The organism is Butyricimonas sp. (assembly GCF_019423355.1).
Lineage (GTDB): Bacteria > Bacteroidota > Bacteroidia > Bacteroidales > Marinifilaceae > Butyricimonas > Butyricimonas faecihominis.
On record NZ_JAHZBP010000018.1, the window covers coordinates 19,238 to 32,706 of the forward strand.

Sequence of the window (13,469 nt, forward strand, 5' to 3'; positions counted from 1 at the left end):
CGGAAGAACCTGCGGTCATTTTATCTGAATAAATTGTAAAAAAGAGAAACAATAGATATTTCGTCTTTTTTTTATTGGATTTGTTTTTAAAATGTGTAGTTTTGCCTACTGTTTTTGTAGCATGAAGAGAATTAGAATGAAGTAAATAATTTAAATAACTAGGTAAATAGATAAGTATGAGAACATTAAATTTTTTGGTTCTGGCAGTATTAGGCTTAATCTTTGCTTCTTGTGATGACGATGATCATCTGGGGGATTGGGAAAAATCGGTAGAGTTTGGTGGCGCACCCCGAGAGGCAGCCGTATGTTTTACGGATCCAGAAACCGGAACTGTTTTTGTTAGTTTAGGATTAGGTGCTAAAGGTGTAGAATTTACAGATACGTATTATTTTAATGACGAGGATGAAGGCAGGTTAAATTGGAAGAAGGTGACGGGAGAGAATTCTGACTTTCCGGCACCAATGAATACAGGAAAAGGAGAAAACCTTGGTAATGGTCGTCATTCTGCTGTAGCTTTCGTGATTGGAGAATGGGCTTATGTAGGAACGGGATATGTGCCTGCTTTTTCATTTGGCACGACGAATAACGTAGAGAATATCCGTGATCGTAAATATTTTAATGATTTCTATCGGTTTAACATGAAGACAAAGCAGTGGCAAAGAGGTTGGTCTTCCAAAATAATTGTTAATGGTGTTGAGGTAGAAGGTCGTCGGGATGCCATTGCGTTTTCTGATGGAAAATACGGTTACGTGGGAACGGGTTACGGCGAAGATAACAGGGTATTTAAAGATTTTTATCGCTTTGATCCGAATGCAGGTGAATTCGGAACATGGGAAGAGATTCCTTTCCCGGGAGAATCTCGTTATGGCGGAACTGCTTTTGTTGTAAATAATGCTGCATATGTATGTTTGGGAGCCAAGAGCGTTGGTGCTACTTCTAATTATGCTACGGATGTTATAAAGTTTGACTTTGCAACGGGACTATGGACAAAGATGGATAATTCCTTAACTGATAAACCGGGAGTAAAACAAGATAAGGATTATGACCGGATTCCGCGTGTGTACGCTGTTTCTTTTGTTTCAAATACGGGAAATGACGGTGAGCCATACGGTTATATCGCAACGGGTCAGGGAAGAAATTCTAGAACGGTTTGGAAGTATAACCACAAAAAAGATCAATGGCATCAGATGGAAGATTTGTCTAGCATGGCAACTGCTTTGGTTATGGGTGTAGGATTTACTTACAAAGGTTATGGATATTATACTACTGGTGGTGGTAGTGCAGATGTTTATACCAGTTTAAACCCGGATACTTGGAGATTTATTCCAGATGTAAAAGAAACTCGTAGAAATGACTATTAATTTAGTTATTCTGAATATTTATAAGGCTATCAGTTTTGGTAGCCTTTTTTTATGATTATAAGATGAATATTGGTGTCCGTGATTGTTAGTAGGTATATTAGTTTATATTCGTGTAATGTTCATTAAATCAATATATTCTCTTGCATATTTTTGTTATGTACTCGTTATTCTATCGTTGAAGTAGGACTTTATAGGAACGGACAATTAATGAGGAGGTAACGGGGACATAGAACAAGTAGGTAAGCTTTGGTATGAAGGAAAAAGAGTGATGGAGTTGATAATATCATGCGGGAGAGAGATTTTTGGGAGGGTAAAAAGGGGGATATAATGAAGATGCGAACTTTTTTATTATCTTTATCCCCGAAAATATATGTTTATCGAATGAAGAAATTTGGCGTTATTATATTCTTCTGTTTGGCGACATTGGGGGTGTCGGCACAATGGAATACGGCAAATATGTTGCGAGTGGGGAAGAGTGCGATCATGTTTGACGACTACGTGAGTGCGATCGAGAATTTCAATAATATCATACGGATAAAGCCCTTTTTATCCGAACCTTATTTTTTCCGGGGACTGGCAAAGTTGAACCTTGATGATTTCGAGGGAGCTATCCGGGATTACACGCAGGCGATTGAGCTGAACCCGAACTATTTCCATGCTTATATGTACCGGGGGATTGCCTATCATAATATGAAGCAGTACGAGGAGGCCATGCATGATTATAACACGGCGATTGCGATCAATCCGGGAGAGGCTTACGTGTACGCGAACCGGGCAATTACCGAGGCTGATATGGGAGATTACAAGGCGGCGGAGAAGGATTATTCGAAGGCGTTGATTATCGATAAAAATTTATTACCGGCATATTTGAACCGGGCAATCATGCGGGAGAAACTGGGAGATCAAGAAGGAGCCATTGCGGATTGTAACATGGCCATCAAATTGAATATGTTCTCGGATGATGCTTATGGTTTGAGGGGATATTTAAGGTTTCAAGCAAAAGAGTATCACGATGCGATAGAGGATTACAACAAGGCTTTGAAGATTAACCCGGAAAACAAGCGGATTCTTATGAGCCGGGCGATTACGTGGTACGAGATGAAGAAATATCCCGAGGCATTGGAGGATTACACTGCCGTCTTGAAGGTGGATAGCACTTACGCGTATGCTTATTATAACCGGGCTTTGTTGAGGTCGGAAATCGGGGACGTGAATAATGCCATTCAAGATTTTGACCAAGTGTTGGAAATGAACCCGGATAACATACTGATTTATTTCAACCGCGGGTTGTTAAAGATGGAGATCAAGGATTACGAGGGGGCTTATAACGACTTTTCTCAAAGTATATCAATATACCCGGATTTCGTGAAGGCGTATCTGGCAAGGGCCGCGACGAGTATGGATATGCGGGATTACGATGCGGCCGAAAAGGACCGTTACAAGGCTGAGGAGATCATGGACCGATACCGGCGAATGAAGGATGGGGATCAGAATGCTTTGGTGGATACTACGGAGAATTTCAAGCGATTGATAGATATAAACTCCCGGGATGACCGGATGAAAGACGTGATTAACGGACGTTTGCAAGACCGGAACGTGATTATCGAATTGCAGGATATGTTTATCGTACAATACCTGTCGTTGGATACCTTGCGGAAAGGGAAAGTGCAATATTTCGACAAGCGGATCATGAAGTTTAATCAGGAGCATAATTATAACCCGGCCTTGACAGTTTCAAATAAGAAATTTAATTACCCGAGGGAATTCGAGGATAATTATATCGAGAGCTTGTCTTCGGATATTCGGAAAAACAAGAATGTCACGGATGCTTTGTTGCTGCGCGGGTCGTTGTATTTGAACCGGGGAGATTACACGAAAGCGATCGAGGATTTCCGCGCAGTGTTGGAGCGTGACCCGAATCATCTGTTCGCTTTGATGAACTTGGCAAGCGCCCGTTCCCGGATGTACGATTACATTGAGTCGATAGAAGAGAAGACTTCCCGTGTCGTGGGTGAGGAGAAAAAAGTGGAGCGAAACGTGGATTATTCTTTGGTGCTGGAGGGGAATAACAAATGTTTGGAGATTGATCCGGAGTTCGTTTTTGCCATGTTTAATATTGCTAACGTGTATGCCAAGAGCGGTGAGATTCAGAAAGCAATTGATATGTACACGAAAGTGCTGGAAGTGGATAAGGATATAGCCGAGGCTTATTTTAACCGGGGCTTACTCTATATATACCAAGGAAACCGGAGTGCTGCTAACGTGGATTTGAGTAAGGCCGGGGAGCTTGGATTAACGGATTCTTATAGTATTATCAAGCGCTATTGTTCGGTGGAGGAAGAGTAAATAAAAGGATGATTCGGTGATTGCAGATTGATTTGATGATTTAGTGATTAAGAAAGGGATCACTAAATCAAAGATGATAGAGTCTCCGATGAATCGAATCTCTTAATCGGAAATCATTAAATCACTTAATCAAATTTTTAATTCTCCATTCTTTGGGGTAGTAGTTATTTACCCGGTTGCCGACTTCTTTTACCCAGCCTAGCCCGATGCCTTTGTAGGTGATGAGAATCCATTCCCCTTGAGGGGCCTCGAAACGGATGTCTTCTTTGCGTAGGAATTGGAGGGCCGCGGTGAGGTCCACTTCTTGACGGGTAACGTGCTTTTGTTGCAGTTTGTGGTATAGAGCCAGAGCGTGGGCGGGTTTCGTCTTCCCTTTAATACATTCTCCGATTTCACATCCTTTATAAATGACCCCGGCTTTGGAGGAAAGGTATTGGATAAATTCGGCGTGTTGTTTGGGAAGGATGCCTAATGTTTCTCCTGCGATGTAAGGTGTGTATTTTGTCATGTCCGGCAGGAGGGGGAGGATGTCTGCCGGGAGTTTGACTGCGGGGGACGGGGTAGCTCGCTTTTCTTTTTTTATGGTAAAGGGTGTCCCGTCATTTTTTTGAATGACTCCCATGAATAAACCTTCTCCGTTAGTTTTGTGCGGGTAGAAATGATACCCGTGGAGAGGAAAGGGGGACGGGGTGATGGCTGTAAAATTATGCCGGATTTCAACGGATGACGCATCGAACGTGGTTAAAATCCAGTTTAATATATCTTCATTTTCTCCGGGGTTGTAGGTACACGTGCTATACACGAGATAGCCCCCGGGGGCGAGAGCATCCCACACGTCGGAAAGTATTCTTTTTTGACGCTCTTCGCAAAGACGCAGATTATTCTCGCTCCATTCCGTGATGGCTTTCTCGTCTTTTCGGAACATACCTTCCCCGGAACAGGGTGCATCCACGAGAATCATGTCGAACGCCCCCTTCATTCCCGTGAAACGATTGGGGTCGCTATTGGTGACAACAATATGATCATGTCCCCATTTAATAATATTTTCTTTGAGAATGGAGGCTCTTGATTTAATTACTTCGTTGGAAACCAGCAATGAATCTTTGGGCAGATTGTTTGCCAGTAACGTGGATTTGCCACCCGGAGCTGCGCATAGGTCAAGAACCCGGAGAGGGGTATCCCCGGTTATCTGCTGAAGAACGACTTGCAGAAACATGGAGGAGGCCTCTTGCACGTAATAAGCTCCCCCGTGTAGTAACGGGTCGGAGGTGAACGAGGGACGCTCCTTCAAGTAGTATCCATTACTGCACCATGGTACTTGTCGGGAAAGTAATTCCGAGAAGGGGAGATCGGTGTTTGCCGTTTTCTCCGGGTTTAACCGGATGGAAGTGGGGGACTCCGAAACTAACGCTTGGAAAAAGGTTTCCGATTCGTTCCCAAGGAGCTGCTGCATCCTTTCTGTAAATGCTGGCGGTAATGAGATCATAGACACTTTGGATTAATGGGGCAAATTTAGTGATTTATTTCCTGATATATTTTACCTTTGCGAGAGAAAAGAGATCGTGGAGTTGATTAATAGACAGAAATAGAATGATTGAGATTAACGAAAATTTTAGTTTAAAAGAATATAACACGTTTGGCATAGACGTGACTTGTAAATATTTTGTGAAGTGTGATCAAGAGAGCGAATTATTGGAATTCGTGGGATCATACGAGTTAGATCCGGAGGAAATTCTACTTTTGGGAGGGGGAAGTAACTTCTTGTTCACGGAGAACTTTGACGGGGTTGTCTTTTATCCCGTGATGCAAGGGTGCGAGATCGTGAGGGAAGATGATAAGTACGTGTTTGTCCGGGTAGGAAGTGGTGTCGTATGGGATGATTTCGTGGCGTGGGCCGTTGAACACGGGTACGGAGGGGTGGAGAATCTTTCACTGGTTCCCGGCCATGTGGGAGCAACCCCGGTGCAGAATATCGGGGCTTACGGGATGGAAGTCGGGGAATGTATTGACCGGGTGGAAGCCGTGGATATCGTGAAGGGTGAAAGGGTGACGATTGATGCCGAAACATGTCGTTTCAGTTACCGGGACTCTATTTTTAAACATGAGTGGAAGAACCGTTTTCTAGTAACGTATGTCACTTTCCGTTTGGCAAAACATCCCGAGTTTAGATTACATTACGGGAGCGTGAAAGATGAAGTCAACCGTTTGGGTGAACTTTCGTTAAAAACGATACGGCAGGCCATTATTCGTATACGGGAGGCTAAATTGCCGGACGTGAAGGTATTACCTAATGCCGGGAGTTTTTTTAAAAACCCGATGGTTGAACGTGCCGTTGCGGATGCCTTGCTGGAAAAGTATCCCGCGCTGCCGATTTATACCGTGGATGAAGGGCATGTGAAATTGGCTGCCGGGTGGTTAATCGAAACTGCCGGATGGAAGGGAAAAGTTGTCGGCAATGCCGGGGTACACGACAAACAAGCGCTGGTGTTAGTGAACACGGGTGGGGCAACTGGCATAGAAATTGCACATTTGGCTAACGAGATAAAGAAATCCGTGTTCCTTCAGTTTGGAGTATGGTTGGAACCGGAAGTAAACGTGATATAAAAGTGATATTAAAAATTCTGTGATTGACGATTCAATGATTAGGAGATTAAAAAGGAGGGGTGAGGTTGTGGGTGGAAATCACGTAATCGCAAATCATTAAATCACTCAATCGATAGGATCTAAAATTAGAACGGGATGGTAAAATATTCGGAAGAGATAGATATTCGGGGGCATTATACGGATTTGGAAGGACGGTTGATCATGAAGTCCTTGTGCGATCTGTTTAATGACGTGGCGAACGTACAGACTTACGCATTGAAAATAGACGTGCCCACGTTGAACGAGCAAGGATTGACATGGATGCTGCACAAATTACATATTTTGATTAACCGGATGCCGGAACAGGGGGAGAACGTGACGTTGGAAACATGGCCGTCGGGTATTGATCGTTTATTCGCGATTCGTGATTTTAGAATGGTGGCAGGAGAAGAGGTTTTATTGCGGGCTACTTCAGAGTGGATGGTGATAGATGTAAATCGTCGCCGTCCCGTGCGTTTGCCGGCTTGCGTGACGGAGACCGCCGTTTTCTGCGTGGATGGTATTCGGGAAATTCCTTTCGAGTTGGATACGAAAAAAATGCCGATAGACTTCGAAAGCACCCGTCGTTTCACGGCAACATACGATAATATCGATTTCAACAAGCACGTCACTCAAGCCACGTATGTGCGCTGGGTTACTAATTCTTTGTCTTACGAGTTCTTGAAGGACCACGAGATCACGGAGTTGGAAATTATTTACGAACATGAAGTGTTGCCGGATAGTGTTGTGTGTGCCGGATGTCATGTTGAGGAGGAAGAAAATCGTGTGAAAGTATATCACCAAGTGAGAAATGAAAGTTTGGATAAAACGCATTGTTTTGCTGTTAGTTACTGGAAAAAACGGTAAGAATTGGGTGTATCTTTTACTGTTTATTTCGTGAAATTCGGGTTAAAATACCGCTTATTTGTTTTGCGATAACGAGAAAATACTATATATTTGCGCCGTTAAAAAATGCCCAAGTGGTGAAATTGGTATACACGCTACTTTGAGGTGGTAGTGGCCGTTCGGCTGTGCAAGTTCGAGTCTTGTCTTGGGCACAAATACCCTTCTTAATCGATTGATTTTGAAGGGTATTTTTGTTAAAGAGAATCCCTGTTGGAATGATTACGATTTTGGATATCGTTTTCTTTAAAGCCTGTTTAAATTTTGTTGAACAAACTTTTGTCGTTGTTTGATTACCTCTAGGTCATGCCAATGTTCCTTCAATGTTCCTATATGTCTTCTTCTTGATTCGTGCCGCGTTTAAATGTGTTTCCTCCGGCGATCACTCGCAAGTGACACGGAGAAAGCACGGAGAAGACACGGAGAAAACCTAGCCAAACAATAGAGTAACAGCGTATTATAGGAGTAATAAAGCACTTGTTGGAGGATAACGATCTTATAGAGAGATGGTTGATCTGAAAAATACATGTAGATTCGAGAAATCCTCTTCCTGCAAGGTCGTTAGATAAATCCTATTCATGGTCATTCTCTTTCTTCCCCTGCCTGAGGGGAAGTACCCCGAAGGGGAGGGAGGTTGAAAATTGACTTTTGACGGGGCTGTCCAAAAAGTCCTGCTTGTATTTGCCAACTACCCCCTCCAGCTCCCCCTTACACAGGGGAAGAGTTGATTACCAAGCGGTTTCTCCCCCTGTGTAAGGGGGAGTTAGTGGGGGTAGTTGTTTAAAATTGACTTTTTGAGACAGCTCCATTAGTTTCGCCTTTATATTGTATGATGGCGTGAATTGAGGTTTTTTCTTTACTTTTGTCTGCGAGATAAAAATTAATATATATTTTTAGTACATCGAACATGCTTAATATGGCTGATCGACGTTACTCGGAATGATATAAATTACGTGTTGGATTGTCGGAAAAAGAAACGAGAGAGAATGAATAATCAGAGTTATGGAAGAAAAAATAAAAACTCTTTTCAAACAATATAGTGGTAGTGATGCACGGCGAGTGGAGTCGTTGCCGGTGTCCGGTTCGGCCCGGAGATATTACCGGGTGTTTACGGGAGACCGGACATACGTGGGTGTGTACCACGAGAATTTGCGGGAAAATCGTTTGTTCGTGGATTTTACACGGCATTTTGAAAAATCCCGTTTGCATGTTCCGCACGTGTATTGTGTTTCGGAGGACGGGTTTTGTTATTTACAGGATGATCTGGGGCCGGATATGTTGTTGGATGTCGTGGAGCGGGAGCGAGAGGGTGAATTCCTGAGCGAGCATACCATGGAATTGTATCGGAAAGCCTTGTCCGAGTTGTTGAAATTCCAGTTGGAGGGAGGAAAGGGACTGGATTATTCGGGATGTCTGCCTCGTCCTGTTTTTGATGAACGCTGTATCCGGTGGGATTTGAACTATTTTAAATATTGTTTTTTGAAATTGGCGGGAGTGGAGGTCGACGAGGATCGGCTGGAGAATGATTTTGATCGGTTGACGGCGAAATTGGTCATGGCCGGGGCGGATGGTTTCATGTTCCGGGATTTCCAGTCTAGAAATATCATGGTCGTTGATAACGAGGTGTATTTTATCGATTACCAGGGAGGAAGGCAAGGGGCTTTGCACTATGACGTGGCGTCCTTATTATATGACGCGATAGTGAAAATTCCTGAAAGTCAAAAGGAAGAATTATTAGATTTCTATATCCGGCAATTGACGGAGAGCGAACCGGGATATGCGGAAAAGTTCCGGGAAATATATTATCATTTCGTGCTGGTGCGTTTGTTACAGGCTATGGGTGCGTTTGGATTACGCGGTCTGCACGAGGGGAAGCCTCATTTCATTGACTCGATTGTTCCCGGTTTGCAGGGAATTAGCACGTTGTTTGAATCCGGCAAGCTGGAAGGAGAATATCCCGAGATTCAGTATGCTATCCGAATGGCTTTTGAAAAATACTTTGTACCTTTGCACCTTGAAAGTAAAGAATAACCATTAAAATAATAGACAGATATGAACACTGTTGCAGAACAAGTAGCGTCACATTTGCTACAGATCAAAGCGATAAAATTAGAACCGAATCACCCTTTTACATGGGCTTCCGGGTGGAAATCACCCATTTATTGCGATAATCGGAAGACGTTGTCTTACCCGGAAGTACGTACGTATATTCGGGACCAGTTCGTGAATTTGATTAAAACAAAATACCCACAGGTGGAATTGATCGCCGGGGTGGCTACCGGTGCTATTGCCCAAGGTGCTTTGGTTGCACAGGAATTGGGGTTGCCGTTCGTGTACGTGCGTTCTGCTGCCAAGAATCACGGGTTGGAAAATCTGATTGAAGGTGAATATAAAGAAGGTCAAAAAGTGGTCGTGGTGGAGGATCTGATCTCTACCGGGGGATCCAGTTTGCAGGCCGTGGAGGCGTTGAGAAATGCAGGATGTGACGTGTTGGGAATGGTGGCTATTTTCACCTATGGATTCCAGAAAGCGATAGATAATTTCACGAATGCTCATTGCGTACTGGATACGTTGAGTGACTACAACGCCATGATTGACCTGGCCCAGAAGACCGGGTACGTGCAGGAGAGCGATGTGGCCAAGTTGAAGGAGTGGCGTCTGAGCCCAGAATCTTATAAATAAAAGGTATGGCAACACGAGTTGTTAGTGACGTTCAGAAAATAAATAGTGCGATTGCAGACGTGTACGCGTTTCTTTCTGATTTCTCGAAGATCGGGAAATTGATCGAGACGGCTCGCCAGATGGGGGCCGGTAATCAAATGCCGGAACTGGCTGACAAGATCGAGGACGTTCGCACCACGGAAGATACCTGCACTTTTATGGTAAAAGGTGTTGGTGAAATGGGAATGAAAATCGTGGAGAGAGAAGAACCGAAATTGATTAAACTGGAGGGGGATGGACGTTTGCCTTTTGAATTTCAAGTATGGATTCAGCTGTTGGATAACGGCCCTTATGATACCCGGTTACGAATAACGGCAGAGGCGGAGTTGAACATGATGATGAAAATGTTGCTGAAGGGGAAACTGGAAAAGGGAATCAATCAACTGGCAGAAGGTCTGGCAAAAATTCCTTACGGATATATACGATAATAAAAAAGCTCTTCATCGCGAAGAGCTTTTTTGGTTATTTGGATAGATCATCAAAATCAATGTCGTCAAATTTGTTTGTTTCAACTTCTTCTTGGACTGCCATTGTTTCTCCGTTAAGAGCTGCTTTGATGTAAGCGACAGCGTTGTCAAGCCCCTCTGCAAATTTATCAAAGTCTTCTTTGTATAAAAAGATCTTGTGCTTTTCGTAATTCTGAGAACCATCTTTTTCGAGTTTCTTTTTGCTTTCAGTAATCGTTAGATAGTAATCGTTATTACGAGTAGCTTTTACATCAAAAAAATAAGTCCTTTTCCCTGCTCTCACCGGTTTTGAATAGATCTCATCCCGATCATTCATTTCCATACCGTCATTCTTTTCGTAACCTTCCATGTTTAAATTAAAATTATTAATTAGACTTTGCGTTTCAAAAGTAGGAAAAATAATATAACAACATCCATTTTTGTAATATTTTTTTCTCCTTGTCTATCAATATCTTACTTTACTGAAAACGTTTTAAAAAGCGTGTATTTGTTTAAAATAGGTGTAATATACTGGTAATCATTGTGTTGATATGGATAAGGTAAACGAGAGACGGTTGTTTTCGCCAAGTACAATAAAAATGAATTTTACTGGTTCATGGGTAGGTGGTTATATCGTGTGATGATGAATATTGTTTCCGGGGCATTTTGATGCATAGTTGTACAAAACGAATAAAACCGTATCTTTGTATGTTTTAAATTCGTAAATTTCAGACAATGGAGACAGTAGTAAGTGGAATTAGGCCTACGGGTAATTTGCACCTGGGAAATTATTTTGGTGCGGTGAAGAATTTTCTAAAAATGCAGGACGAGTATAAATGTTTCTTTTTTATTGCCGATTGGCACTCGTTAACGACGCATCCGCACCCGGGTAACGTGGTGGAGAACGTGCGGAAGATTCTGGCGGAGTACCTCGCTTGTGGTTTGAATCCAGAGAAGGTGACAATTTACGTGCAAAGTGATATAAAGGAGATTGCCGAGTTGTATTTGTATTTAAACATGAATGCTTATCTTGGCGAGTTGGAGCGCACGACTACTTTTAAGGAAAAGGCTCGTAAACAGCCGGATAACGTGAATGCAGGTTTGTTGACCTATCCCACGTTGATGGCCGCGGATATTATTATACACAGGGCTCATAAAGTGCCTGTCGGAAAAGATCAGGAGCAAAACATGGAGATGGCCCGGAAATTTGCCCGGAGATTTAATACCATATACGGGAGTGAGTTGTTCCCGGAACCGGCATCTTTCTCCTACACGGGAGAAGGAATCAAGATTCCGGGGTTGGATGGTTCCGGGAAGATGGGAAAATCAGAGGGAAATGCTATTTATCTGGTTGACGATGCTGCAACAATACGTAAAAAGGTGATGAAAGCCGTAACCGATAGCGGGCCAACCGAGCCGAACAGCGTGAAACCGGAGGTGATCCAGAATTTATTTACCTTGATGGATGTCGTTTCTTCGAAAGACACGTATGATTATTTCAACGAGAAGTATAATAATTGTGAAATTCGTTACGGAGATTTGAAAAAACAGTTGGCGGAAGATATTATTAATTTCTGCTCTCCGATTCGGGAGCGAATCATGGAGTACGCTGCTAACCCGGATAATCTGGATAAGGTTGCTGCGGCCGGGGCCGAGAAAGCAAGGGCTAGTGCGGTAGCCACGATGAAAGAAGTGCGTAAACTTATCGGTTTCCGCTAGTAGTATAAACATAGAATTGAAAATTGAAATGCCTTGTCATTTTCAATTTTCAATTTTCAATTTTCAATTTTTATGTACGAATATATAAAAGGTGAATTAGTGGAGGCAACTCCGGCAAATGCTGTTGTCGATTGTGGCGGGGTCGGGTATTATATTCATATTTCGGTTAATACTTATTCTAAGATCGCTTCCCAGAATCAGGTTATGCTTTATATTCACCAGATCGTGCGGGAAGATGCTCATTTGTTGTATGGTTTTTTTTCTAAGGAGGAGAGAAGTTTGTTTCGGGCATTGATTTCTGTTTCCGGGATTGGCGCTAACACTGCGAATGTCATGTTGAGTTCAATGTCGGTGGAGGAGATAACTGGAGCGATACTTACAGAGAATGTAAATGCTATAAAGAGCGTGAAGGGAATTGGAGTGAAGACTGCTCAGCGTGTTATTATAGAATTGAAGGATAAAGTAGGTAAAGAGGGTGTTCCTGTAGAGGGGTTGAGTCTTTCTACGAGTGCGGTTCGGGAAGAGGCACAAGCAGCTTTGGTGATGTTGGGCTTTGCTCGAGCCCAGGTGACGAAGACTTTGGACAAGATTTTGGCTTCGGAAAAGGTCGAAACAGTTGAGAATCTTATCAAGTTGGCTTTAAAGCATTTGTAATTTCACTATCTCCTGTCGGTGTTTTCCTCGGCGCTAGTTCGTCGTTGGGCTATACCATGAACATAGCATATACATAGCATATACATGGCATGAACACTGGCGTGTGTGGTTGTCGAGTTCTTGGAGAGCAGTTGTCGAGTTCTCGTGGTAGCCCATTCCCCTTTTAACCCCGTGCAAGGGGTGATGACAGGGTGTGAACGGGTAGAAGACAGGAGTTAAAGGCGTGTCACTCTCGAATCAAAGACGTTTTAAAGACGTTCACGGGTGTCCATGAAAGGTGCTTGTCGCGCGAGAGCGTGGTCCCTTTTCCCGGTCTTGCCGCCTTCCCCTCCCTTTTCCCGGTGGTCTTTCCCGTTTTCCCGGTAAAAATTTTTCTCCCTAACGTTTTGCCAGTCACGGTATTGGTCGGGGGCTTGAAAAAAAGATGAAAAATAATGGTGAAAAAATTTGGAAAAGGGGGAATCATTGCCTTATCTTTGCACCCGCTTTCGAGAGAGAGGGCACGAGGGAAAGAGGTTAAACGAGGGGCGAGAAAAAAAGTTTGAAAAAAAAGCTTGAAAAGTTTGGAGAATGAAAAACAAGCCTTACCTTTGCAGCCGCTTTCAAGAGGAGGGCATGAGGGGATGACGGGAGCGACAAGATGAAAAGAAGAGTTCTTTAAGATATTGAAATGAACAAAACGTAGCGAGCGTGAATC

The 13,469-nt window shown here is 43.2% G+C and carries 11 protein-coding genes and 1 tRNA gene; 10 read left to right on the forward strand and 2 right to left on the reverse strand.

Translation table 11 applies throughout. The annotated features are described in order from the left end of the window. The first annotated feature begins 176 nt into the window (after positions 1-176). The gene (locus tag QVC79_RS17555; protein ID WP_270595586.1) at positions 177-1,361 is read left to right on the forward strand and encodes a Kelch repeat-containing protein; all 1,185 of its coding nucleotides are present in this window, start codon (positions 177-179) and stop codon (positions 1,359-1,361) included. A 381-nt stretch (positions 1,362-1,742) separates the two neighbouring features. After that, positions 1,743-3,707, forward strand: coding sequence for a tetratricopeptide repeat protein (locus QVC79_RS17560; protein WP_229128348.1), 1,965 nt, complete (start codon positions 1,743-1,745; stop codon positions 3,705-3,707). 121 nt (positions 3,708-3,828) lie between these two features. On the opposite strand, the gene QVC79_RS17565 is transcribed toward QVC79_RS17560, so the two are convergent. Then, positions 3,829-5,193 carry a methyltransferase RsmF C-terminal domain-like protein gene (locus QVC79_RS17565; RefSeq protein WP_270595587.1) on the reverse strand — a complete coding sequence of 455 codons (1,365 nt, stop codon included), beginning with the start codon at positions 5,191-5,193 and terminating at the stop codon, positions 3,829-3,831. A gap of 104 nt (positions 5,194-5,297) precedes the next feature. Between QVC79_RS17565 and murB the strand changes: the two genes are divergently transcribed. From murB to QVC79_RS17595, 6 genes are all read left to right on the forward strand, one after another. Further along, positions 5,298-6,311, forward strand: a complete 1,014-nt coding sequence (gene murB, locus QVC79_RS17570) for a UDP-N-acetylmuramate dehydrogenase (RefSeq protein ID WP_168044623.1) — start codon at positions 5,298-5,300, stop codon at positions 6,309-6,311. Positions 6,312-6,446: 135 nt separating this feature from the next. After that, positions 6,447-7,196, forward strand: a complete 750-nt coding sequence (locus QVC79_RS17575) for an acyl-[acyl-carrier-protein] thioesterase (protein WP_270595588.1) — start codon at positions 6,447-6,449, stop codon at positions 7,194-7,196. A 107-nt stretch (positions 7,197-7,303) separates the two neighbouring features. After that, positions 7,304-7,387: transfer RNA gene (locus QVC79_RS17580), tRNA-Leu, on the forward strand. Positions 7,388-8,234: 847 nt separating this feature from the next. Next, positions 8,235-9,263, forward strand: a complete 1,029-nt coding sequence (locus QVC79_RS17585) for an aminoglycoside phosphotransferase family protein (protein WP_270595589.1) — start codon at positions 8,235-8,237, stop codon at positions 9,261-9,263. Positions 9,264-9,284: 21 nt separating this feature from the next. After that, positions 9,285-9,914: an orotate phosphoribosyltransferase gene (pyrE, locus tag QVC79_RS17590; protein ID WP_027201274.1), complete on the forward strand. Its 630-nt coding sequence runs from the start codon at positions 9,285-9,287 to the stop codon at positions 9,912-9,914. Between the two features lie 5 nt (positions 9,915-9,919). Next, on the forward strand, positions 9,920-10,381 hold the full coding sequence (locus tag QVC79_RS17595) for an SRPBCC family protein (RefSeq protein WP_124316954.1): 462 nt from the start codon (positions 9,920-9,922) through the stop codon (positions 10,379-10,381). Positions 10,382-10,415: 34 nt separating this feature from the next. Here the strand turns inward: QVC79_RS17595 and QVC79_RS17600 are convergent, their stop codons facing one another. After that, entirely contained in the window at positions 10,416-10,769 is a 354-nt protein-coding gene (locus QVC79_RS17600; RefSeq protein WP_027201276.1) for a DUF3276 family protein, read from the reverse strand. A 365-nt stretch (positions 10,770-11,134) separates the two neighbouring features. On the opposite strand from QVC79_RS17600, the gene trpS reads away from it, so the two are divergent. After that, the gene (trpS, locus tag QVC79_RS17605; RefSeq protein WP_270595590.1) at positions 11,135-12,118 is read left to right on the forward strand and encodes a tryptophan--tRNA ligase; all 984 of its coding nucleotides are present in this window, start codon (positions 11,135-11,137) and stop codon (positions 12,116-12,118) included. Positions 12,119-12,190: 72 nt separating this feature from the next. Then, positions 12,191-12,772, forward strand: a complete 582-nt coding sequence (ruvA, locus tag QVC79_RS17610) for a Holliday junction branch migration protein RuvA (protein ID WP_124316955.1) — start codon at positions 12,191-12,193, stop codon at positions 12,770-12,772. Positions 12,773-13,469: the final 697 nt, after the last annotated feature.